Origin of the sequence: Flavobacterium sp. DG1-102-2 (assembly GCF_033042555.1) — a bacterium.
Lineage (GTDB): Bacteria > Bacteroidota > Bacteroidia > Flavobacteriales > Flavobacteriaceae > Flavobacterium.
Genome location: NZ_JAWLIK010000001.1, coordinates 579,681 through 602,408, shown reverse-complemented (window position 1 = coordinate 602,408; position 22,728 = coordinate 579,681). Strand labels below are relative to the sequence as shown.

20 protein-coding genes are annotated in these 22,728 nt (G+C 39.0%); 11 read left to right on the top strand and 9 right to left on the bottom strand.

Going from position 1 to position 22,728, the window contains the following annotated elements; translation table 11 throughout:
- Positions 1-34: 34 nt before the first annotated feature.
- The 3 genes from R1T16_RS02670 to uvrA form a co-directional block, all read right to left on the bottom strand.
- Positions 35-2,869 carry an aminopeptidase gene (locus tag R1T16_RS02670; RefSeq protein ID WP_317499513.1) on the bottom strand — a complete coding sequence of 945 codons (2,835 nt, stop codon included), beginning with the start codon at positions 2,867-2,869 and terminating at the stop codon, positions 35-37.
- 111 nt (positions 2,870-2,980) lie between these two features.
- The gene (locus R1T16_RS02665; protein WP_317499512.1) at positions 2,981-3,703 is read right to left on the bottom strand and encodes a TIGR00730 family Rossman fold protein; all 723 of its coding nucleotides are present in this window, start codon (positions 3,701-3,703) and stop codon (positions 2,981-2,983) included.
- 33 nt (positions 3,704-3,736) lie between these two features.
- The gene (uvrA, locus tag R1T16_RS02660) at positions 3,737-6,568 is read right to left on the bottom strand and encodes an excinuclease ABC subunit UvrA (RefSeq protein WP_317499511.1); all 2,832 of its coding nucleotides are present in this window, start codon (positions 6,566-6,568) and stop codon (positions 3,737-3,739) included.
- A gap of 178 nt (positions 6,569-6,746) precedes the next feature.
- On the opposite strand from uvrA, the gene R1T16_RS02655 reads away from it, so the two are divergent.
- Positions 6,747-7,238 carry a GyrI-like domain-containing protein gene (locus tag R1T16_RS02655; RefSeq protein ID WP_317499510.1) on the top strand — a complete coding sequence of 164 codons (492 nt, stop codon included), beginning with the start codon at positions 6,747-6,749 and terminating at the stop codon, positions 7,236-7,238.
- Between the two features lie 35 nt (positions 7,239-7,273).
- On the opposite strand, the gene R1T16_RS02650 is transcribed toward R1T16_RS02655, so the two are convergent.
- Positions 7,274-8,662: a thioredoxin-like domain-containing protein gene (locus tag R1T16_RS02650; RefSeq protein WP_317499509.1), complete on the bottom strand. Its 1,389-nt coding sequence runs from the start codon at positions 8,660-8,662 to the stop codon at positions 7,274-7,276.
- A gap of 144 nt (positions 8,663-8,806) precedes the next feature.
- On the opposite strand from R1T16_RS02650, the gene R1T16_RS02645 reads away from it, so the two are divergent.
- Positions 8,807-10,429 (top strand): ABC-F family ATP-binding cassette domain-containing protein, encoded by a 1,623-nt coding sequence (locus tag R1T16_RS02645; protein WP_317499508.1) that lies wholly within the window; start codon positions 8,807-8,809, stop codon positions 10,427-10,429.
- A gap of 61 nt (positions 10,430-10,490) precedes the next feature.
- Here the strand turns inward: R1T16_RS02645 and R1T16_RS02640 are convergent, their stop codons facing one another.
- A complete protein-coding gene (locus R1T16_RS02640) occupies positions 10,491-10,661 on the bottom strand; it encodes a hypothetical protein (protein ID WP_317499507.1) in 171 nt (56 codons plus the stop codon).
- A gap of 196 nt (positions 10,662-10,857) precedes the next feature.
- On the opposite strand from R1T16_RS02640, the gene pyrR reads away from it, so the two are divergent.
- From pyrR to R1T16_RS02595, 9 genes are all read left to right on the top strand, one after another.
- The gene (gene pyrR, locus R1T16_RS02635) at positions 10,858-11,391 is read left to right on the top strand and encodes a bifunctional pyr operon transcriptional regulator/uracil phosphoribosyltransferase PyrR (protein WP_317499506.1); all 534 of its coding nucleotides are present in this window, start codon (positions 10,858-10,860) and stop codon (positions 11,389-11,391) included.
- A gap of 24 nt (positions 11,392-11,415) precedes the next feature.
- Positions 11,416-12,345 carry an aspartate carbamoyltransferase catalytic subunit gene (locus R1T16_RS02630; RefSeq protein WP_317499505.1) on the top strand — a complete coding sequence of 310 codons (930 nt, stop codon included), beginning with the start codon at positions 11,416-11,418 and terminating at the stop codon, positions 12,343-12,345.
- A 113-nt stretch (positions 12,346-12,458) separates the two neighbouring features.
- Positions 12,459-12,791: a ribonuclease Z gene (locus R1T16_RS02625; RefSeq protein WP_317499504.1), complete on the top strand. Its 333-nt coding sequence runs from the start codon at positions 12,459-12,461 to the stop codon at positions 12,789-12,791.
- A 69-nt stretch (positions 12,792-12,860) separates the two neighbouring features.
- Positions 12,861-13,766 (top strand): ribonuclease Z, encoded by a 906-nt coding sequence (locus R1T16_RS02620; protein WP_317499503.1) that lies wholly within the window; start codon positions 12,861-12,863, stop codon positions 13,764-13,766.
- Between the two features lie 58 nt (positions 13,767-13,824).
- Entirely contained in the window at positions 13,825-14,469 is a 645-nt protein-coding gene (pdxH, locus tag R1T16_RS02615) for a pyridoxamine 5'-phosphate oxidase (RefSeq protein ID WP_317499502.1), read from the top strand.
- An 88-nt stretch (positions 14,470-14,557) separates the two neighbouring features.
- Positions 14,558-15,079, top strand: coding sequence for a SixA phosphatase family protein (locus R1T16_RS02610; protein ID WP_317499501.1), 522 nt, complete (start codon positions 14,558-14,560; stop codon positions 15,077-15,079).
- A complete protein-coding gene (gene ppk1, locus R1T16_RS02605) occupies positions 15,045-17,159 on the top strand; it encodes a polyphosphate kinase 1 (RefSeq protein WP_317499500.1) in 2,115 nt (704 codons plus the stop codon). Before R1T16_RS02610 ends, ppk1 begins: the two co-directional genes overlap by 35 nt.
- A gap of 28 nt (positions 17,160-17,187) precedes the next feature.
- Entirely contained in the window at positions 17,188-18,078 is an 891-nt protein-coding gene (locus R1T16_RS02600; RefSeq protein ID WP_317499499.1) for an exopolyphosphatase, read from the top strand.
- An 8-nt stretch (positions 18,079-18,086) separates the two neighbouring features.
- On the top strand, positions 18,087-18,602 hold the full coding sequence (locus R1T16_RS02595) for an O-acetyl-ADP-ribose deacetylase (RefSeq protein ID WP_317499498.1): 516 nt from the start codon (positions 18,087-18,089) through the stop codon (positions 18,600-18,602).
- On the opposite strand, the gene R1T16_RS02590 is transcribed toward R1T16_RS02595, so the two are convergent.
- The 4 genes from R1T16_RS02590 to R1T16_RS02575 form a co-directional block, all read right to left on the bottom strand.
- The gene (locus tag R1T16_RS02590; protein WP_317499497.1) at positions 18,603-19,499 is read right to left on the bottom strand and encodes a bestrophin family protein; all 897 of its coding nucleotides are present in this window, start codon (positions 19,497-19,499) and stop codon (positions 18,603-18,605) included.
- 81 nt (positions 19,500-19,580) lie between these two features.
- Entirely contained in the window at positions 19,581-20,204 is a 624-nt protein-coding gene (locus tag R1T16_RS02585; protein WP_317499496.1) for a DNA polymerase III subunit gamma/tau, read from the bottom strand.
- 50 nt (positions 20,205-20,254) lie between these two features.
- On the bottom strand, positions 20,255-21,340 hold the full coding sequence (dnaX, locus tag R1T16_RS02580; protein ID WP_317499495.1) for a DNA polymerase III subunit gamma/tau: 1,086 nt from the start codon (positions 21,338-21,340) through the stop codon (positions 20,255-20,257).
- Positions 21,341-21,417: 77 nt separating this feature from the next.
- On the bottom strand, positions 21,418-22,680 hold the full coding sequence (locus R1T16_RS02575) for a Na+/H+ antiporter (protein WP_317499494.1): 1,263 nt from the start codon (positions 22,678-22,680) through the stop codon (positions 21,418-21,420).
- Between the last annotated feature and the right edge of the window lie 48 nt (positions 22,681-22,728).

Below are 22,728 nucleotides of genomic sequence, written 5' to 3'. Positions count from 1 at the left end.
TGTTTTGTGTAATTTTTTTGAGTTTATTAGTTCGCTAAAGCCATTTTCTGGTAAAGAGTCCGACAAGAGTACCAGGGCTTATGGTAACTACAAAACGTATTTTTTGGCTATAATTGCCTATTGAAGGTTCAAAACCGTTACTCGATTGTATTGGAAAATATAATTCGAAATAATCAGGTAACAAATTTAGTCTGATTCCGCTGTCATAAACAAATTTAGGATTGGCGTAATGATTTTTAAATACCCCGGCATCGCCATATACTTCTATCCAGTTCCATATATTAAAGCTTGCATTAGCAGTAGTCATCCACTGGTTAGCATAGCGTGTATCGAGTTTAGATTTAAACCCGCCTTCTGCCATTACATACTGCTGGCTAAATAAACCTGTAGTTTCAGAACGGCCATAAAAACTATAATCAAACATATAGTCGGTAGGCCTGTCTAAGCCAAAACTAAAAAATTCTGATTTTGTGTCGCGATAAAGGAACATACCCGCAAACAAACGCAGATTAATCCTTCTGTTATCGTTAAACAGTCTCCTGTATTGTATTTCTCCTGAAAGTTTTCCAAAGGCTCCTGCTATCTGGGCATCGGTATAAAAATTATAATGCCTTGTTATTTCCGATTCAAATTTGCTGTAGCGTGCATTAAAAACCGAGTAATTCTCATTTTGGGATTCTGTAGCCGCGTAAGCCGATTTCTCCCTGTTAACCATTACTTGTCGAAGTACAATTGTCTGTTTTTTATTTTCCCGATAATCGTCTTCGCGCAGCCTGAAAATGACGGCCGGATTAAATTTCATGTAACGTGCATCGGGAGCATAGTGATAGGTAGATCCTCCAACGAGGTAACGAATGCTATATAGGGATTCGTTACGGATATACTGATTGATAAGCACTGAAGCTGATCCAATCAGTTCGCCAGTTTTTACAGAGTAGGTAGGCTCGATATCAAAAATAAAAGGTTTGTCTAACAACGATTTATTGTGAAAACGTAATCCCGGAGAAAAACCGTCATAAAGATTAAAAGAAAAACTAGGCACATAAAATACCTGATTATAATGCGGATTTTCAATATCCTGAAAGAAAGTGAACTTTACAGGCTTATTGTTAGGGAAAAATTTGTCTAGCCTTCTCCAGTTGTTACGCCTGTTGTATTCTGGCATTTCATTATTATAGTTAATGGCAAGCCGGTCTATATTTGCACGAGCTACAGTTATGGTACTGTCTTTATCAATACCTTCAAGCCACTGTTTAAAAACTATACTTCCTTTTTTCAGCCCGTACAATGACACTGGTACATTAGCGCCGGTGCGATTCTTAATAGTTACTTTAAGCGAATCTTTCTCTTTGTCTACATCGGCAATCTTAAAATCAATAAGATCACGACTTCCTACGACGGTGGTAAAGAACCAATCGGTATCCTTAGGGGTATTCTTATTTAATATATCCTGAAAATTCTTCCTATCAGTCTGCCTGTGATCTACATTAAATTTATAAAATTCGGCTATCGTTTTTGGAACTGCGGCATTACCCAAATAGTCGTCAAGGTATCTGATACTTAATCCTGCCTTGTATTTTCCGGCAATCTGTTCGTTAAACTTTATTAATGTGTTCTTTGAGTCTCCAATAGGCTGATCGAGATTTTTACGTGCCATCAGCAGGTAAATGTAGTTATACTGTCCATTAAAACTGATATTGAAAATGTTATGTCCTTTCAATATTCCCCATTTAGATAGTTGTCCCATCATCTTCCTGTCCGGATGATGTAGGTCGATATATTTCATCATCATCTCCATCTGTATACCGTCATAGATCCAGTTGTCTTTACGGGGATCAAGCTTTAAAGTATTTTTTAAAAACGTGTTGAGATAGGTTTTAAGGAAACGTACCTCAAACATAAACGAATCAGGATAAGGGTTAAAGAAGGCAGGTATCTGGTTGATCCCATACATTGGGTTGCGATCATAATCGGTTTGGGTAACCATGATTTTGCCATAAGGATAACGCCCAATATTTTTTTCGGTAAACTCAGCAATTTGGTTTATAAGAAGTTCCTTTTGCGCGTCAGTAACACGGCTGTCTTTAAGGTTAGTGCTAATTTCGGTGGGTTTGGTGCTGTACAGCTTAAAGGTGTTGGATTTTTCTATTGCGAGATTGAACCCCATACGGTTTGCTCCTTTAAGCTCATAGTACCATAAGCCATCCTTATCATATTTATCGGCTTCCAGAAGATCTGTGGTTACTGTCAGGTCTTTAGGCAATGACAAAGTTATTTCGTAATTAGCTTCTGCATTCGCAATATCATCCAGATTTTCATTGCTATAGCGAACAAATTTATTATTTTCTACTCGGGCAGGGGTAATGTACCAGTCTTTGAGGTTAAAAGCTTTCGCCTTATCATCGTAACCAAATCGCGTAAAGCGGTCGTTAGGAATCTTTACCTCATATTGTATTGTTACCCTAAACTTTTGGTTAGGATAAATAGGATTTTTAAGCTGAACGTCAATAAGGTCAGGGTGGTTTACAGGCCTTTTCCAAGTAAGAATAAGACTGTTTTGGTCTACGATGGAAGTTATTGATGTTGCGCCTCTTTCATCATTGCGCGCTAGGTGAAAAGCTCTTACATATTCATCTGAAAAGCGTTTTGCAAGGGGTGTTTCTTTACCCGAATAGGCATTATTCCAATCGTTAAATATAAATTCCTTTAGCGTATCAGCTGTCTGGTTGTGATACGTAATCTCCTGTCTGATTTTGAATACCTGTTTTTCAGTATCAGCTTCTACAAACATCCTGTTATGATGCTGCGCATTAAGCTGTACTGAAAACGTCAGCAGCAATAAGAAAAATAATCTTACTCTTATATTCAAGTTTACCTAAAGATTAATGGCGTTTATACTTAAGCTGTCATTACTATAGATTGAGATGTAAAATTACACGAATAGTTGCCCGTGATTTGTGTTAAAAATAGTATTCTATTTCTAAAAATTGGGGCTAAGCGTATATTTTTTATAGAAGGCATCTATAACCTCTACGACTTCATCTTCAGTATCTACGAGTTTTATCAGGTTAAGGTCTTCAGGATTAGCATTTTTAAATTTATCAATAAGCACATCCTTGATCCAGTCCATCAATCCGGTCCAGTATTCTTTGCCTACAAGTATAATTGGGAATTTTGCAATTTTCTTTGTTTGTATAAGCGTAAGTGCCTCAAACATTTCGTCAAGAGTACCAAAGCCGCCCGGCATAACTACAAATCCCTGAGAATATTTAACGAACATTACTTTCCTTACAAAGAAGTAATCAAAGTTTACGTTTTTATCGTGGTCAATGTATGGATTAAAATGCTGCTCAAAAGGAAGTTCTATATTGAGCCCTACTGATGGCCCGCCACCTGCAGCTGCGCCTTTGTTTCCTGCTTCCATAATACCGGGTCCGCCACCCGTAATGATTCCGTAGCCGGCACGCGTTATTTTCTCAGCAATCCTGTCGGCAAGCTGGTAGTATTTATTGTCAGGCGTAGTTCTCGCAGATCCAAATATAGAAATACACGGACCTATTTTTGCCATGGTTTCGTAACCATTAACAAACTCGGCCATTACCTTAAAGATAACCCAGGAGTCGTTACTTCTTATTTCGTGCCAAGGCTTTTGCTTAAGGCTTTCATTGATCCATTCGTCGTCGTTTTCAAACTTTTCTTTCATGGCTTTTTTATGCGGTAAATTTTAAACAGGTTTCTAAGATAATTCTTTTTTTAAGAATTGTGCAGTATAGCTCTTTTTGTTTTTGGCAACTTCTTCCGGGGTGCCTTTAGCAATAAGCTGGCCTCCGCCTTTACCGCCCTCATAACCAATATCTATAACGTAATCTGCTAGTTTAATGACGTCCATATTATGTTCAATAATAAGTACAGTATTTCCTTTGTCTACCAGTTTATTGATGACTTCCATAAGCACTCTTATGTCTTCAAAATGAAGTCCGGTTGTAGGTTCGTCAAGAATATAGAACGTGTTGCCTGTGTCTTTCTTAGAAAGTTCGCTTGCCAGTTTAATACGCTGTGCCTCCCCACCCGATAGGGTAGTACTTTGCTGCCCAAGGGTAATATACCCAAGGCCAACATCCTGAATAGTCTTTATCTTTCTGTAGATCTTCGGGATATTCTCAAAGAAAGGCACTGCCTCGTCTACGGTCATATCCAGTATATCTGATATTGATTTGCCCTTATAGCGAATCTCCAGTGTTTCACGGTTAAAGCGCTTGCCCTGGCAGGTTTCGCATTCCACATACACATCTGGAAGGAAACTCATCTCAATAACGCGCAGGCCTGAACCCTCGCAGGTTTCACAACGGCCGCCGCTAACATTAAAGCTGAAACGCCCCGGTTTGTAACCACGTATCATGGCCTCGGGAGTTTGTGTGAAGAGCGAACGTATCTCTGAAAACACATCGGTATATGTAGCCGGGTTAGAACGTGGCGTACGCCCGATAGGCGACTGATCAATATCTATGACTTTATCGATATGCTCAAGCCCTTCAATCTTTTTATACGGCTGGGGCTTTTTAACCCCATTAAAGAAATGTGCGTTAAGAATAGGGTATAGCGTCCCGTTAATAAGTGTTGACTTACCACTACCCGAAACACCTGTGACACAAATCATTTTTCCTAACGGAATTTCTATAGAAACGTTCTTCAGGTTATTACCTGTTGCGCCTGTAAGCTTAAGAGTTTTTCCGTTGCCCTCACGGCGTTTTTCCGGGACTGCAATTTCTTTTTCTCCATTAAGATAAGCAGCGGTAAGCGTGTGTTCCTTCAATAGCTCTGCCGGAGTTCCCTGGCTAACGATTTGTCCGCCAAAGCGTCCTGCCGCAGGGCCTATGTCAATTACATAATCGGCACGTTCAATCATGTCTTTATCGTGTTCAACTACAATAACAGAGTTGCCTATGTCACGAAGCGATTCCAATGATTTAATAAGCTTTTCATTATCGCGCTGGTGAAGGCCTATACTCGGTTCATCAAGGATATACAATACCCCGACAAGCTGTGAGCCAATTTGTGTTGCCAGCCTGATACGTTGTGCCTCGCCACCCGAAAGCGACCCTGACCCGCGGCTTAATGAGAGGTAGTTTAACCCAACATCTACAAGAAAACTAAGGCGTGCCTTGATCTCTTTTACGATCTCTATAGCTATAACTTTTTGTTTTTCAGATAGGTTGCTGTCCAGGTTTTCAAACCACTCGGCAAGATCTGATATATCCATAGCCGAAAGCTCGGCGATGTTCAGCCCGTTTACTTTAAAGTTCAGTGATTCCTGCCTAAGTCGGGTACCGTGGCAAACCGGGCACGGAATCTCATCCATAAAGTCTTTTGCCCAGCGTTTTATAGACGCCGATCCGCTCTCGTCGTACTGGTTTTTGATGAAGCTTGAAATACCTTCAAAATCAATTTTATATTCACGGTTAACACCCAGTGATTTAGAGCTGACGGTAAATTTTTCTTTACCGCCGTTCAAAATCATTTCCATGGCTTCATCCGATATCTTCTCGATAGCGTCCGTCAGCTTAAAGCCGAATTTCTCGCCAATGACTTCAATCTGTTTGAATATCCACGAGCTTTTGTATTCGCCCAACGGCGCAAAACCACCCTGTTTGATAGTAAGCTTAGGGTTGGGGATAATTTTTTTACGGTTGATTTCGTTGATGGTACCTAAACCATTACAATGCGGGCACGCCCCTTTAGGGGAGTTGAACGAAAAGTTATTCGGTTCTGGGTTAGGGTAGGAGATACCCGAAGAAGGACACATCAGGTTACGGCTGTAGTAACGCGCTTCGTTAGTATCGTGCTCAATAACCATCATAACATCTTCGCCGTGATACATAGCAGTCTTAATACTGTCGGCAAGGCGTTTATCAGTATCGGCAGAAGTATCCACCGACATACGGTCAATAACCGTTTCAATGTCGTGATTTTTATATCGGTCCAGTTTCATTCCGGGCTCGATGTCTTTTATTTCGCCGTCTACACGTACTTTCAGGAACCCTTGTTTGGATATCTGCTCAAACAATTCGCGGTAATGCCCTTTACGGGTACGCACGATTGGCGCAAGGATAGTAATGCGCTTACCATCAAACTTTTCAACGATAAGGTCTTTTATCTGCTCGTCGTTATAGCTCACCATCTTCTCGCCTGTAACGTAACTATAGGCATCCGCTCCACGGGCGTATAAAAGGCGAAGGAAATCATAAATCTCGGTAATGGTACCTACCGTAGAACGCGGACTCTTACTCGTTGTTTTCTGCTCAATGGCAATAACGGGACTAAGGCCGTCTATCTTGTCAACATCAGGTCGTTCCAGCCCGCCAAGGAACTGGCGCGCATAGGCAGAGAATGTCTCAATGTAGCGGCGCTGCCCTTCGGCATAAATGGTGTCAAAAGCAAGTGATGATTTCCCTGAGCCCGAAAGCCCGGTAATCACAACAAGTTTTTCACGCGGAATGGTAACATCTATATTCTTAAGGTTATGCGCACGGGCGCCTAACACTTCTATATTATCGGTAGTATCTAGCATAGCAGTTTTGTGCAAAACGCAAAGGTACTCATTTTTAAGCTATTTTTATACAGAGGGTTTGGGTAAGAAATTGTTAAAGTGGAGAATGAGAATTGAGAGATATTTTTTACATTTGATTTTTTAAAGTCTTAATTTGAGTATATTTTATTTCGCGTTAAGAATATCCGTTTGATCGTTTATGACCCCAACCATCCAAACCATACCCGCTAAAACTTTAATCGGTAAATATGCTACCATGTCGTTTGCAGATAATAAAACCTTTCAGCTTTGGAGTGGTTTTATGCCGCAGCGTAAATTTATAACCAATGCTGTAGATTCTACCCATATGTATTCTTTACAGGTGTATGGTAGAGATTTTTACACCAATTTCAATCCGAAAAGAGAGTTTGTAAAATGGGCCGCGTTAGAGGTTGAGAATGTAGATGTTATTCCTGAAGGCATGGAAACCTTTACTATTCCTGCCGGACAGTATGCGGTGTTCCACTATAAGGGATCGCACAACAATGGTCATGATGTATTCAGTTATATTTTTTGCGAATGGCTGCCTGCTTCGGGGTATGAGCTGGACGACCGTCCGCATTTTGAGATACTTGGACCCAAGTACAAAAACGCCGATCCTAATTCGGAGGAGGAGATATGGATTCCTGTGAGATATTTGCAAAGTAACTGAGTGCCAAAGTCAGATCGTTAGTTTGAACTTTTTCACTATTTAAGAAATTCCGTAAACTTAGGATCCATTAAATTGGTAAAGGCATTTTTGATGGTGCCGTCAGGATTCAGAATAATTGTACGGTTGATTTTGGTAAATACCCATTTGTATTTAAGCTCATCAAAATTCTCAGCATGAAGTGGATGAATCCCTCTGAAGTGATATTCGTCAAGCATTCTTTTCCATTGGATTGTATCATCGATATTTATGGCAATGAAATTGACTTCAGGATGTGATTTTCGCAGCGCAATTACTTTTTGCTGTACAATATCCAGCTGGATTCTTGCGCAGGCTGTCCAGAAAAATACAACTGTTTCTTTTTTGAGGTCTTTTGCGATGGAAAAAGATTTGTTGGTGTCGTCGGTTAAAGCAATCGCAGGAATTTCTTTCCCGGGTTTAAGAAGCTTGATGGCTTTGCCCATCTTCTTGATCTCATTATCATCATTTACCGAAGACAGTTTTACATATTCGTCTAAGAATTGTTCATTGTTTGCAATGTTCCTGTCTTCAAGTATGTAGGCGAAAGCTATATTGTCCAGTACTACATTTTTAATTCTTTTATCGGTAAATACCGAATCAGCGATACGCAATTTCTCTATATTTTCCCGCAGGGATTTGTCCTTTGGGGCGGAATCCTCATATTTTTTTGCGAACGCCATATTGGTAAGCATGGCGTTAAGGTAGCGCGTAAATGGAGAAAAGTATAATAACCTCGGATCGTTGAAGCTTATGTCTTTGCGATACGCATAATAGTTTTCTGGGAGGTCTTTTCTTATATTTTCATGGGTATGCAGTTCATGAACGTATGGGTAGTGCTCTTTTTGAATATAGAATTCAAAATCAAGGCGTGCTTTAGCATAAAAGTCAAAGTCCTTACTCCAGTGCAGTTTTTTTTTCTCCCGGGTGTAGCTTTTTAAATGGCTCTTGTAATTGGCTTCCGCTGTTTTGAGGAAAGAAGTGTTGTTATCATTATAAATGTCGCGCAGCCTGGTATTGTCAGATTCATTAGCCAGGTATTCCTGCATCATGAAATTGTTCTTTTCGCTGCCACGCCCATTGAATGTAAGTGATTCGTTAAAATTTACGGCATCAAATGTCAGGTTTATGCTATCATTTTTTTCAAAATAAACATATTGGTAATCCGGTTCATGTTTAAAGCTGTAAAGTCCGGGAGCCAGAGAATCAAATTTTTTATAAAAGTGGTTTTCTTCATCAAGATAAAGCGTATCTATAATCCTGTTGTCTTTACTTAGAATTATATAGTTAACGCCCGGGTTGCTAATTTTACCTTCAAGATATGCTGTGTACGGGGCATCGTCATTTTTACATGACACCAGTACTGTCATGGTAAGAAGTAGTAATCCGTAATTTGTGAGTTTGAGCATAAGGTGACATTGGTGCAAAAGCAAAAATATTTTTATTATACCCTTGATGCTGTTAAAACACCGTTAAAAAATTAAAACTATAATCCTTGCCCCATATTAAAATAAATGTGGCATTTTTTGTACTTTTGCAAAAATTTTTTCAAAATGCTATCAGTTTCAAATTTATCGGTTCAGTTTGGCAAACGTATATTGTTTGACGAAGTTAATACATCATTCATCCACGGCAACTGCTACGGAATCATTGGTGCTAATGGCGCCGGAAAATCTACATTCCTTAAAATTCTTGCAGGAGATATAGATCCTACATCAGGCCACGTTCATTTAGAGCCGGGCAAGCGTATGTCGGTACTTAACCAGAACCACAATATGTTTGATGAGCATACTGTTCTTGAAACAATACTAATGGGTAATAAAACCCTTTATGCCGTTAAGAAGGAAATGGATGAGATCTACCTTAAACCTGATTTTTCTGATAAAGATGGCGACAGGGTAGGAGAACTTCAGGTTATATTTGAAGAGATGAATGGCTGGAATGCCGATTCTGATGCTGCAGCAATGCTTTCAAACTTGGGTATTGGCGAAGAATACCATTACACGCTTATGGGCGAGATGGATGGTAAGCTTAAAGTACGTGTGCTTTTGGCACAGGCATTATTTGGTAACCCTGATGTACTTATCATGGATGAGCCTACCAACGACCTTGACTTTGAGACAATTTCATGGTTGGAAAATTTCCTTGCTAACTACGAGAATACTGTAATTGTTGTATCTCACGACCGTCACTTCCTTGATGCGGTATGTACGCATATATCTGATATAGATTTTAGTAAAATAAATCAATACTCAGGAAATTATACGTTCTGGTATGAGTCAAGCCAGCTTGCTGCAAGGCAAAGGGCGCAGCAGAACAAAAAAGCAGACGAGAAAAAGAAAGAGCTTCAGGAATTTATTATGCGATTCTCTGCTAACGTTGCGAAGTCTAAACAGGCTACCAGCCGTAAAAAAATGCTTGAAAAACTTAAGGTTGATGATATCAAGCCTTCGAGCAGAAGATATCCTGCGATCATTTTTGACCAAGAGCGTGAAGCAGGAGACCAGATTCTTAATGTAAAAGACCTTAGTGCCTCAGCAGATGGTGAACTTCTTTTTAAGAATGTTGACCTTAACATGGCTAAAGGCGATAAGATCGTTGTATTCTCTAAAGATTCACGTGCGACATCAGCTTTCTACGAAATCCTTAACGGAAACATGACAGCCGACAGCGGTACTTTCGATTGGGGTATTACGACTATTCAATCATATCTTCCGGCAGATAACCACTCTTTCTTTGAAAACGACCTTACCCTTGTTGACTGGTTACGCCAGTGGGCTAAGACTGAAGAAGAGCGCGATGAAGTATATATCCGTGGATTTCTCGGTAAGATGATCTTCAGCGGTGAGGAAGCATTGAAAACAGGAAGGGTATTATCAGGAGGTGAAAAAGTACGTTGTATGCTTTCACGTATGATGATGCTTCGTGCTAACGTCCTTATGCTTGATGAGCCTACAAACCACCTTGACCTTGAATCGATCACGGCATTCAATAACTCCCTTAAAAACTTTAAAGGATCGGTGCTGTTTACAACACATGACCACGAATTCGCGCAGACTGTAGCTAATCGTGTTCTTGAGATAACTCCAAACGGTGTTATAGATCGTTACATGACCTTTGATGATTATCTGGATGATGAAAAGGTTCGGGAACTAAGAAAGAAGATGTACAACTAAAATAAAAAATCCCGTAAACAATATGCTTACGGGATTTTTTATTAATACAAATGATTCCGTCCTATTTTCTAAAACGGCTTATTATCCAAATGATAATCACGATTACAAAAATGACGATAAAAATACCAACGCCTACACCGGCCTGAAATATATCGCCTATAACTTCGCAGCTTGTAAGCATTGTGCTTAATAAGAGCGCTAAAAATCCGAGTTTAAATAATCTGCTTTGCATATCTTTTGTGTTTTAGGTTATTTATCATAAAGTTATTACAGCAAAATCTTGTTTTTGTTAAAATTGAATCAATTGTATCAAAATTATGAAACTGCAACACCTGTAGACTATGCAGCATTGTTCTAATTAATTGCATTGTTATTTTTTCTAAATCCATTTTTTACCTACTTTTACAATCCAAACACAATACCGCATTATGAGCCATAAAATATTGCTTACATCAAAAGAAGTCAATATCATTCTTAACCGTTTGGCCTGCCAGTTAATCGAAAAACATCTCGATTTTTCAGATACCGTACTTATTGGTCTTCAACCGCGAGGACGTTTTCTTGCAGAGCGTATCAAACAATTGCTGGAACAGGAATATAACGTAACAGGCATAGAGCTTGGTTTTCTTGATATAACCTTCTTCAGGGATGATTTTCGCCGATCAGACAAACCGCTGGAAGCTAACAGGACAGAGATTGATTTTCTGGTTGAGAATAAAAAAGTGGTTTTTATTGATGATGTGCTTTACACAGGCCGCAGTATACGTGCTGCACTTACCGCGATACAATCGTTTGGGCGTCCGTCAGAAATAGAACTTTTGGTTCTTATAGATCGCCGCTTTAGCCGCCATTTGCCAATTCAGCCTGATTACAGAGGCCGTCAGGTTGATGCTATTAATGATGAGAAGGTAAAAGTGTCGTGGAAAGAACACGAAGGAGAAGACAGTGTTTATTTAATATAAGGCTTAACTGCAACAGTAACTACAATGAAAGAATTAAGCGTTAATCATTTACTAGGGATAAAATATATCAACAAAAACGATATTGACCTTATTTTTGAAACGGCCGATCAATTTAAAGAAGTAATAAACCGACCTATTAAGAAAGTCCCTTCGCTCAGGGATATTACTATAGCCAATATATTTTTTGAAAACAGTACCCGGACGAAACTGTCTTTTGAGCTGGCACAAAAAAGACTTTCTGCCGATGTGATAAGCTTTTCAGCTGCACAGTCTTCGGTAAAAAAAGGGGAGACTCTTATAGATACTGTAAATAACATTCTTTCAATGAAAGTTGATATGGTTGTTATGCGACATGAAAGGCCCGGAGCAGCACATTTTCTTTCGAGAAATGTAAATGCAAGCATCGTGAATGCCGGAGACGGAGCACATGAGCATCCTACTCAGGGTCTGCTTGATTCTTTCACCATAAGGGAAAAACTTGGTGAAGTAGGGGGTAAGAAGGTAGTCATTGTAGGTGACATTCTTCACTCCAGGGTGGCACTTTCTAACATATTTGCATTACAGATGCAGGGTGCAGAAGTAAAAGTTTGCGGGCCTAAAACGCTTATCCCAAAATATATCGAATCACTAGGTGTAAAAGTTGAGCCCAATTTACGTAAGGCCTTAGAATGGGCTGATGTAGCTAATATGCTGAGAGTGCAGAATGAAAGGCTGGATGTGAACTATTTTCCTTCTACCAGAGAATATGCTCAGCAATATGGTGTAGACAAAGCTTTACTTGACTCGTTAGACAAAGAGGTCATTATTATGCACCCCGGTCCTATAAACCGTGGTGTGGAGATAACAAGTGATGTAGCCGATTCGCAACAATCTGTTATTCTTGAACAGGTAGAGAACGGTGTGGCTGTGAGGATGGCAGTTATTTATCTGCTGGCTTCTAAGATTAAGCAATAAATAATTTTAAACCGGACATCTAAGGTTTGATATATTAAAATATTCTGAAGAGAAGTTTCAGTTATTGCACAAACATTGTAACTTAGCTTCGCTGCAACTCAGTAACTCAAAAAATGAAAGTAGAAGAAAAAGGACATACGGTTATTATAAAAGATACTCAGGGAGACATAAAAGCCTTTTTGAATAAGATAACATCTGAATATAATTCGTACAAAGAGCGTAATATAATACTTGACCTGAGCCAGGATAAAGATATTACCCTGGAAGTTGTACTAACTTTTCTTTCGCTGTCTAATAAACACAGAAAAGCTAAGAAGTCATTTGTATTGGTCGCTTCTGATGTTGATTTTAATGATGTTCCTGACGAAATGGTAGTGGTACCTACACTGCTTGAAGCAAATGACATTATTGAAATGGAAGAGATAGAGAGAGACCTTGGTTTTTAAATGACCTTTTGATTTATATCGCTTAGGGTTTTGATAAAACTTCAAACCTTAATACCTTAATCTTATCAAATGAATTTAACTATACTTGGCTGTTATGCCGCCACTCCACGTTCTATGACCAATCCCACTGCCCAGGTACTGGAGATAAAGAACAGAATGTTTCTTATAGACTGCGGAGAAGGCACACAGGTACAGTTAAGGAAACAGAAAATTAAGTTTTCACGCATAAATCATGTTTTTATCTCGCATTTGCATGGCGACCACTTTTACGGACTTATAGGTTTGATATCTACATTTTCGCTCCTCGGACGCCAAAATGACCTGCATGTTTATGGGCCAAAGGGAATAAAAGAAGTTACATTACTGCAATTAAAGCTTTCTGCATCCTGGACAAGCTATAATCTTTACTTTCATGAACTTGACAGCAAGGAATCAGAGGTTATTTTTGAAGACGACAAAGTGATTGTTAGTACAATACCGCTTAGACATAGGGTATATACAAATGGCTTTCTCTTTCAGGAAAAAACAGGAGATAGGAAACTAAATCTTGATGCTGTATTAAATCATAATATAGAAACTTGCTATTACAACAAGATAAAAAGTGGAGGCGACATAACACTTGATGATGGCACCGTTATATCTAACGAAAAGCTAACCTTTGATCCATACCCTGCCAAGAGCTATGCATTTTGTTCAGATACTATGTATGATGAAACTATCGTTTCGTTGCTTAGAGAAGTAGATGTACTTTACCATGAAAGTACATTTCTTGATTCGGAAGAACATCTTTGCGAAAAAACGATGCATTCTACCTCTAAACAGGCAGCTGCTATAGCTGTAAAAGCAAATGTGAAAAAACTCATACTGGGTCATTTTTCTACTCGCTATGGTTCTATAGAACCTTTTAAAGAAGAAGCTGAAACAATATTTTCTAATGTTGAACTGGCAGATGACGGAAAGGTTTTTGAGTTTTAATTGATTTTTAGAATCATTAAAAGTACGTATTTTTAAATCTTAATAATCCGATATTAAAATGACTGATTTAAGCAATTACCGAAAATCATACGAAAAAAGTGAATTGGCTGAAGACCATCTTCCGGAAGATCCTATAAACCTTTTCAAAAAATGGTTCATAGAGATGGAAGAGTTTGACGGTCCGGGCGAGGTAAATGCAATGACGGTTTCAACTCTCGGCCTCGACGGTTTTCCCAAATCGCGTATCGTATTGCTTAAGCAATATACTTACGAAGGTTTTATTTTCTTTACAAACTATGGTTCTGAGAAGGGTAAAGCAATAGCTTCTAATCCTAATGTATGCCTGTCATTTTTTTGGGAGGGTATGGAGCGTCAGGTCATAATAAAAGGTAAAGCAGAAAAGGTATCCCAAAATACATCTGACGGCTATTTTGAAACCAGGCCTGAAGGTAGCAGATTAGGAGCTATTGTTTCGCCACAAAGCCAGGTTATACCTTCACGTAATTATTTAGAGGATAATTTAAAACAGCTTAAGCAGGAATTTGAAGGTAAAGAAATACCAAGGCCTAAACATTGGGGAGGGTATATTGTAAAACCTGTAGAAGTTGAGTTTTGGCAAGGAAGGCCGAACCGCTTACATGACCGGATACGATATATGCAATTAGACGATTTTTCGTGGAAAACAGATCGGTTGGCCCCATAAGACTTTTAATTTAACAAAATTTAAAGAATAGGGCTTTAGATTTTTTTGGATATTTAGTAAGTTGATACATAACTATTAAAACCAGCGTATGAAAAATTTAATCCTTATTAGACATGCCAAGTCGAGTTGGGAAGCTCCATTGGTAGATAAAGACCGCCCCTTATCACAGAGAGGAATTAATGATGCGCACCTAATGGCATCTCAAGTGGAAGCCCTTTTACCTAAATCTTACATTGTATGGAGCAGCACAGCCAAACGTGCTAAAAACACAGCTTACATATTTGCCGAGAACCTTTCTATTCCCATAGATACGATAATATTTAAGGATGACTTATATACATTTGATGAAAAAAGCCTGGAAAGTGTAATTAAAAGCTGCAATAATCAATTTGATAACCTAATTCTTTTTGGACATAACGACGCTATTACTAATTTTGTTAATACCTTTGGGAACCGAGCTGTAGAAAACGTACCTACCGCTGGTTTTGTATCCCTTTCCTTTCAGGAAAATGACTGGAAAAATATCCAAAAGGGAAAGATAGAAAAAGTATTATTTCCAAGTGAATTAAAGAAACATGATCCACCACTCACCGGTAAACAGGTACATTGACAGAGAAAAAAGCTGGCTGGCATTTAACGCAAGAGTACTACAGGAAGCAGGCGATGATAAAGTGCCTTTGCTTGACAGGCTTCGCTTCTTAGGAATATTTTCAAACAATTTTGACGAATTTTTCAGGGTGCGTTATGCAGCCATTCGCCGTTTAAGCCTTACAGGCCAGACCGGCGAGAAGATTTTGGGAGGAATTACTGCTCAGCAGCTCCTCACCGAAATTACCGATATTGTTATAGAACAGCAGTCGGAAAGCCTTCGCATCCTTAGCGTTATCGAAAAGGAATTGGAGAAGGAAAATATTTTCATGGTAAATGAGACCCAGCTTACTAAAGAGCAGGAGAGCTATGTTAAAGACTTCTTTATACAAAAAGTAAGTCCTGAACTTGTTACCATCATTCTTAACGACCTTGATGAATTTCCGTTGCTAAAGGATACAGCGGGCTACCTGGCTATAAAGCTTGTCATGAAGCCAAAGGACTGCCATGAGGAAGCTGGTGATGTTATTCAGGAAACACGTTATGCTGTGATAGAAATGCCTAAAACAGTTAACAGGTTTGTTATACTGCCATCAAAAAATGATAAGCAGTATATTATTATGCTTGACGATGTTATACGCTTTAACCTGCACAGTATATTTAATATATTTGATTATGCGAGCATTAATGCCCACATGATTAAAATTACGCGTGACGCCCAATTGGAAATAGACAGTGATCAAAGTAAAAGTTTGATGGAAAAAATTTCCACAAGTGTTAAAGACAGACGTATTGGCGAACCTGTACGTTTTGTGTACGACCAGGCCATTGGGGGCGATACACTTGACTTTTTCCTTACCAGAATGGAAATTGATTCCTCTGATAGCATCATTCCGGGAGGAAGATATCACAACAGACGTGATTACATGGATTTTCCTAACCTTGGAAGATATGACCTTTTGTACAAACAAAATGTCCCGCTGCCTGTTCCGGGTCTAAGTCTTGAAGGGAGTATCCTTCAAAAGATAAAACACAAAGATTACCTTCAGAATTCACCTTATCAGTCGTATGCTTATGTGATCAAATTTTTACGCGAAGCAGCATTAGATCCTAAGGTAACCACTATAAGCATAACCCTATACAGGCTTGCAAAGAACTCCCAAATCATTAGTTCTCTTGTTAATGCTGCAAAAAACGGAAAAAAAGTTACTGTGCAGATAGAGCTGCAGGCACGTTTTGATGAGGCAAGCAATATCTCGTACGCAGAACAAATGCAGACAGAAGGCATCAATCTTATTTTTGGTGTTAAAGGCTTAAAAGTACATAGTAAAATATGTGTTATAGAGCGTAGGGAAAACAATCGCATAAGGCGCTATGGTTTTATTTCTACAGGTAACTTCAATGAATCCACAGCGAAAGTATATACAGATGTTACACTTTTTACTGCCCACCAGCAGATATTAAAAGAGACACAAAGAATATTTGAATTTTTTGAGGTAAACTATCGTGTGCACAGGTATAAGCATCTTTTTGTGTCGCCACATTACACGAGGAGTAAATTCTATAAGCTTATAGACAGGGAGATACTAAATGCTATTGCCGGTAAGGAGGCTTACATAAAGTTGAAAATGAACAGCCTCACCGATATTAAAATGATCGATAAGCTGTATGAAGCCAGTAGGGAAGGTGTTAAAATACAATTGATAATTAGGGGTATATGCTGTCTTATTCCCGGAGTGCCCGGTATGAGCGAAAATATTGAAGCTATCAGTATTGTCGATAATTATCTTGAACATACAAGAGCGTACATATTTGCAAACTGCGGTGATCCTGAAATATTTATTTCTTCGGCCGATTTTATGACAAGGAATCTTGATGCACGGGTAGAAGTTACCTGCCCTATATATGATCCTGAAATTAAGACAGAATTACTCGAAACTTTTGAAATAGGATGGAAGGCAAATGTTAAAGCCAGACTTCATTCTGAAAATCTGGAAAATAAATACAGGAAGCGCCCCGACGAAAAACCTTTCCGCGCTCAGCTGGAAACGTATAATTATTATAGGGATAAACTGGATGTGATTTACGAACATGTTAAATAATGGTGTTTAAGCACTTTGGTACTTAGGAATGATTACAATAAAAAAATATGCTGCTATAGATATTGGTTCAAATGCCATGAGGTTACTTATATCTAATATCGTGGAGCAGGAAGGCAAAGAGCCTCAATTTAATAAAAATTCGTTAGTGAGGGTACCTATCCGCCTTGGACAGGATGCCTTTACTGTAGGCGAGATTACAGAAGAAAATATTGAACGCATGGTTGATGCTATGAAGGCGTATAAGCTCCTTATGAAAGTACATAAGGTTGAAAAATATATGGCTTGTGCTACTTCAGCAATGAGAGAAGCTTTTAATGGAAAAGAGGTTGCTGAAATTATTGAGAGGGAATCAGGAATTAAAATTGAAATAATAGATGGTAAAAAAGAAGCTGCTATTATCGCGTCTACCGATTTACACCATCTTGTTAAAACAGATCAGACTTATTTGTATGTAGACGTAGGTGGTGGAAGTACAGAGTTTTCTTTATTTGATAGCGGAAAAATTGTTGCCTCAAAATCATTTAAGAACGGTACAGTGCGCCTGTTGAATAATATGGTCAACGAGGTTGTCTGGACAGAGATTGAAAAATGGATCAAATCGGTAACTGAGGCGTATGATACCGTAACCCTTATAGGTTCAGGCGGTAATATCAATAAACTTTTCAAAATGTCCGGCAAGCAGCAGGAAAAGCCGCTTTCATATTTTTATGTAAATAGCCAGTATCAGTTTCTTAACAGTCTTAGTTACGAGCAGCGTATTTCTGAACTCGGGCTTAACCCTGACCGTGCAGATGTTATTATTTATGCCGTTCGAATTTATCTTAATGCCATGAAATGGAGTGGTGCCCGAAATATATATGTTCCGAAAATCGGACTTTCTGATGGTATTGTGAAAGCGATGTATTACGGCAATATATAATTTTGTTTATGGAAAAAATCAAACTGGTTAAAGGAGATATTACAAAAATTGAAGCCGATGCAATTGTCAATGCGGCCAACTCTTCCTTACTTGGGGGCGGAGGTGTAGATGGTGCGATTCATAGGGCGGGTGGAAAAGCAATTTTAGATGAGTGTGTTGCCATACGCAATCGTCAGGGTGGCTGTAGTACAGGAGAAGCTGTTGTTACGACAGCCGGTAACCTTCCCTCCAACTATGTTATTCATACTGTTGGTCCGGTTTGGAATGGTGATAAAGCAGAAAAGGAAGAATTACTTGCCAATTGTTATCGTAATAGCCTGCGGATTGCTATAAATAATTCTATCCAAACGATTGCCTTTCCTAACATAAGCACAGGTATTTATCACTTTCCAAAGGACAATGCTGCTCGAATAGCAATTGAAACTGTTCAAGATTTTTTGACAAAAAACGAGAGTATTACAGAAGTGATTTTTGTTTGTTTCGATGACGAAAATTATGACTTATATAAAAAGTTGCTTAGCTAATTACATTATATAAAATTCATCTTTGGTTATCGGGTCTGGTACATCCTCTTCATGAAGTAATTGCCTGATATTTATCTCTATAGTTCTCGCAATGGCTGTGACCGAAGTGTCACTTGGTCTGTTCCTGAAAGGATCCTGTAAATAGTAAGCTGTTTTCTCGAGCATAAAAAATACCAACGATATCAATAGTAGTAGTGGAATTTCATATGCCAGCATTACACCTTTAAGGCCAATAGAAAGTATGGCGATAAAAAGATAAATAGTAAAGTGAAGGAACATCCTGTATGTGGTAGGAAATATAGTTGAATTTATCCTTTCTGCAGCTCCCATGCTATCAGAAAAGCGTACAGCTGTATTATTAAGTTGTATGTTTTCAAAATCGGTTAGTTGCCCATTCTCTCTAAGTTTGCTTATTTGCAACACATTTTTTTGGAGCATACCTAAAGGTTTATTCTTGAAGAATGACAATTCAGAAAGCTCATTTTTGGAAATAAAATTATCGCAGCTTTCAAGTGGCGGCAGTCCGCGTAGCGACTGGCCAAGGGAATAGCACCATGCAATCTGCCTGTAAGCCATTTCCTTTGTCTGCTCATTTTTATTGTCGCCTTTAAGAAATCCCTGAAGCTGTAATACAAAACTTCTTGAATCGTTCACAATTGCACCCCATATTTTACGCGCTTCCCACCAACGGTCGTAGGACTGGCTCATTTTAAATGATAAAAGTACTGATATGGCCGTTCCTAAAAAGGTGGCTATAGTTAAAGGCATCTCAGGTACGTAGGTGTAAAAATGCTCGGTTAGAAAGTGTATGACCACACCCAGAAACAGCACGATCAACATTTCATATTTGACAAGGTTTAAAAGATAGCGTATGGGAACGCGTTTGTCTACTAGCATATAGCATTATTTAGGTTGCAATATAAAGTTAGTAAATGTTCTTTAGTAAAAATTAAAGCTTAATAAAATTTTAAGTTGATACTATATATCAAGGTCAAACATCTTTCTTAAAGTCTCCACAGCCGGATTCAATGATTTTAATTTCTCAAATTTCTCAATTGGTGTAAAAGCGTGTTTAGAAGTAATAACTTCGTTTACATGAACATCTATCACAATATCATGGTTATGAAGCTTGCCGCGAAGATAACCGAGTAACTCATGCTTATTGCTGTCAAAATCTACCTTTGAGCCTTTGTTAGGCAGTTCAAGTTTTATAGTTGTGCCTTCTAAAATGGGGTCATTGATCTGCATGTAAGTTGCCATGATCTTTTGGCCGGTATCGCTAAGTCGCTGCGCAAATTTGTTCCATTGCAGGAGCATATCTGTTTCGCTAAACTTTTCACGCGGAAGCTCGTCTGTCTGCCTTACCATTGCCCGTTGTGTTTCCTGTAGTTCTTTTTTCTGGCGAAGCCCGGCCAGCGAAAAAGCCGATACTTTAGGCGAACCGTCATCTTCAGGTTTTATAACCGGCGGTTTAACTATTTCAGGTTTTTCTACTTCCAGCTCTGCGGCAGGCAGGGGAGCAATAGTTGCAGGTGTAGTTTCGGACGTTACTGACACGACATCAGTGATAGAGCTTTCCGTTAGGATAATAGTTTCCTGCACAGTAACTTTTGTTACAGCCGGAGCATTATCTTTAAAGTAATGAGGAGGGATTATAAATTGGTCAGCTTTTTTTTTTCTCCATCAAAAGTGATGGAGGCAAGCTGCATAAGGCATAGTTCTACAAGCAGCCTTTGGTTTTGGCTGGATTTGTATTTAAGGTCGCAGTCATTTGCAAGGTCGATTGCTTTAAGCAAAAAGTCCTGACTTGCTTTTTGCGATTGTTCCCTGTATAAGTTCTGTGCCACCTCACCCGCTTCAAGCAAAGAAAGTGTTGCCGGATTTTTAGATACTAAAAGGTCACGGAAATGAGATGCCAGTCCTGCTACAAAATGGTGGCCATCAAAACCTTTAGCTAAAATTTCGTTATACGTTAGCAATAATTCAGGTATCCTGTTTTCAAGCAGAAGCTCAGTGACTTTGATATAATACTCGTAATCAAGTACATTAAGGTTTTCTGTAACTGCCTGACGGGTAAGGTTTGTACCGCAGTAGCTAACTACCCTGTCAAAAATAGAAAGTGCATCACGCATTGCACCATCGGCTTTTTGGGCAATAATATGCAGGGCATCATCTTCAAAAGAAATTCCCTGGCTGCGTGCCACTTCTGCAAGGTGGTCTTTGGCATCCCTAACGGTAATCCTTTTAAAATCAAATATCTGGCAGCGCGATAAAATGGTTGGTATTATCTTATGCTTTTCTGTAGTAGCGAGTATGAAGATGGCGTGTCTTGGCGGCTCTTCAAGCGTTTTAAGAAAAGCGTTGAAGGCAGCCTGAGACAGCATATGCACCTCATCTATAATGTATACTTTATATTTTCCTGTTTGTGGCGGTATGCGTACCTGATCAATTAGGCTCCTGATGTCGTCTACGGAGTTGTTAGATGCAGCATCCAGCTCAAACACGTTAAAAGCAAAATCTTCATACGGGTCGTCATAGCCTTCCTGGTTTATTTTTCTGGCCAGAATACGCGCGCATGTTGTCTTACCCACACCACGCGGACCGGTAAATAATAATGCCTGTGCAAGGTGATTGTTTTCTATGGCATTCAGTAATGTATTTGTAATGGCCTGCTGCCCAACAACATCCTTAAAGGTTTGCGGGCGGTATTTTCTGGCTGATACTATAAACTGTTCCATAAGCTGTAAAGAGATACAAATATAAAATTTTTACGGCAGGGAATAGCATTATTACCGCTTAATAATTATATCTTTTTTTAGGAGATTTCAGTGCTTTCGTCTTTGGTCAGTTTCTTTACCAGCCACGGTAAAGTAAGCCCCTGGCCTATAAGAGTAATTAGTACTACAACCACAGAAATAAAGATTACTTCGTTACGTAGCGGAAAAGGTGAGCCGTCTCCCAACTTATGGGGTAAACCTATAGCTATCGCCAATGAAACTATACCACGCATTCCAGACCAGCTAATGATGAGGCTTGTTTTAGCGTCAAGCAAAGCGTGCTTTGTTATTCTTCGCCTTCCTTTCTTTAATGCGTTTTGCAGACCCGCCTGCTGCATAAATACCCGCATCATTCTGATAATTAATATCGCTATTGTTATAAGGAACGAATAGCCTATGTATGGAAGGATCATAGTTTTATCTATACTACCTAACAAATATGGGAACTGAAGGCCTATGAGAATAAAAATGAGTCCGTTTAGCAGAAAGATTATTATATCCCATATTGATTTTGACTGGCTTTTGATACGTTCAGGAAACACCTTTGTGCTAAACCTTGATATGCCTAATCCTAAAGTTACCACAGCTATTACACCCGAAACGTGCAATTCTTCCGCAGTTAGGTAGGTAACAAATGGCATTATAAGCATAAAGCTTATTACAACAATTGCGTCGTCTTTTATTTTTTCGATAATGTAGGCCAAAATTTTGCCCATCACCATTCCTATAAGTACACCGCCTCCCAGAAGTAAAGCAAATTCAAATGATGCTTGCCAAAACACAAAGGCAGTACCAGTAACCGCTGCTACGGCAAATCGGTAAGCCACAAGTGCAGAGGCATCGTTGATAAGGCTTTCGCCTTCGAGGATAGTATTTGTTTTGTGAGATAACCCCAACCCTTTAGTAATGCTCATTGCGGCAACGGCATCTGTTGCCGAGAGTATAGCACCCAATACAAAACTTAGCGGCCAGCTCATGCCGGGTATGCAATAGTGTGCGAATACCGCAATACCCAATACTGTAAAGAATACTAACGATATTGCCAATGCAGTAATTGTGCTCATGTTTGTTTTGAACTGCCTTGCAGATATATTAAAGGCAGCATCATATAAAAGCGGCGGTAAAAATATAAGGAAAATAATCTCCGGGTTTATTTCTACCTTGGGCAGTGCAGGTATAAAACCAATGGCTATACCAGCACTAATAAGGATTATAGGGTAGGGCAGTCTTATCTTATCGGCAATTGCCGAAAGTATAAGCATTAGTGCCAGTATAAATAATACAACGCTGTAGTTTTCCATTCTTCTATGATGTAAGAAAGTAAATGTATAAAAAAACATACTATTCAC

Coding starts and splice junctions, on each gene's coding strand:
- R1T16_RS02665 (WP_317499512.1), bottom strand. CDS start 3,703: ATGAAAGAAAAGTTTGAAAACGACGACGAATGGATCAATGAAAGCCTT.
- uvrA (WP_317499511.1), bottom strand. CDS start 6,568: ATGCTAGATACTACCGATAATATAGAAGTGTTAGGCGCCCGTGCGCAT.
- R1T16_RS02655 (WP_317499510.1), top strand. CDS start 6,747: ATGACCCCAACCATCCAAACCATACCCGCTAAAACTTTAATCGGTAAA.
- R1T16_RS02650 (WP_317499509.1), bottom strand. CDS start 8,662: ATGCTCAAACTCACAAATTACGGATTACTACTTCTTACCATGACAGTA.
- R1T16_RS02645 (WP_317499508.1), top strand. CDS start 8,807: ATGCTATCAGTTTCAAATTTATCGGTTCAGTTTGGCAAACGTATATTG.
- R1T16_RS02640 (WP_317499507.1), bottom strand. CDS start 10,661: ATGCAAAGCAGATTATTTAAACTCGGATTTTTAGCGCTCTTATTAAGC.
- pyrR (WP_317499506.1), top strand. CDS start 10,858: ATGAGCCATAAAATATTGCTTACATCAAAAGAAGTCAATATCATTCTT.
- R1T16_RS02630 (WP_317499505.1), top strand. CDS start 11,416: ATGAAAGAATTAAGCGTTAATCATTTACTAGGGATAAAATATATCAAC.
- R1T16_RS02625 (WP_317499504.1), top strand. CDS start 12,459: ATGAAAGTAGAAGAAAAAGGACATACGGTTATTATAAAAGATACTCAG.
- R1T16_RS02620 (WP_317499503.1), top strand. CDS start 12,861: ATGAATTTAACTATACTTGGCTGTTATGCCGCCACTCCACGTTCTATG.
- pdxH (WP_317499502.1), top strand. CDS start 13,825: ATGACTGATTTAAGCAATTACCGAAAATCATACGAAAAAAGTGAATTG.
- R1T16_RS02610 (WP_317499501.1), top strand. CDS start 14,558: ATGAAAAATTTAATCCTTATTAGACATGCCAAGTCGAGTTGGGAAGCT.
- ppk1 (WP_317499500.1), top strand. CDS start 15,045: ATGATCCACCACTCACCGGTAAACAGGTACATTGACAGAGAAAAAAGC.
- R1T16_RS02600 (WP_317499499.1), top strand. CDS start 17,188: ATGATTACAATAAAAAAATATGCTGCTATAGATATTGGTTCAAATGCC.
- R1T16_RS02595 (WP_317499498.1), top strand. CDS start 18,087: ATGGAAAAAATCAAACTGGTTAAAGGAGATATTACAAAAATTGAAGCC.
- R1T16_RS02590 (WP_317499497.1), bottom strand. CDS start 19,499: ATGCTAGTAGACAAACGCGTTCCCATACGCTATCTTTTAAACCTTGTC.
- dnaX (WP_317499495.1), bottom strand. CDS start 21,340: ATGGAACAGTTTATAGTATCAGCCAGAAAATACCGCCCGCAAACCTTT.
- R1T16_RS02575 (WP_317499494.1), bottom strand. CDS start 22,680: ATGGAAAACTACAGCGTTGTATTATTTATACTGGCACTAATGCTTATA.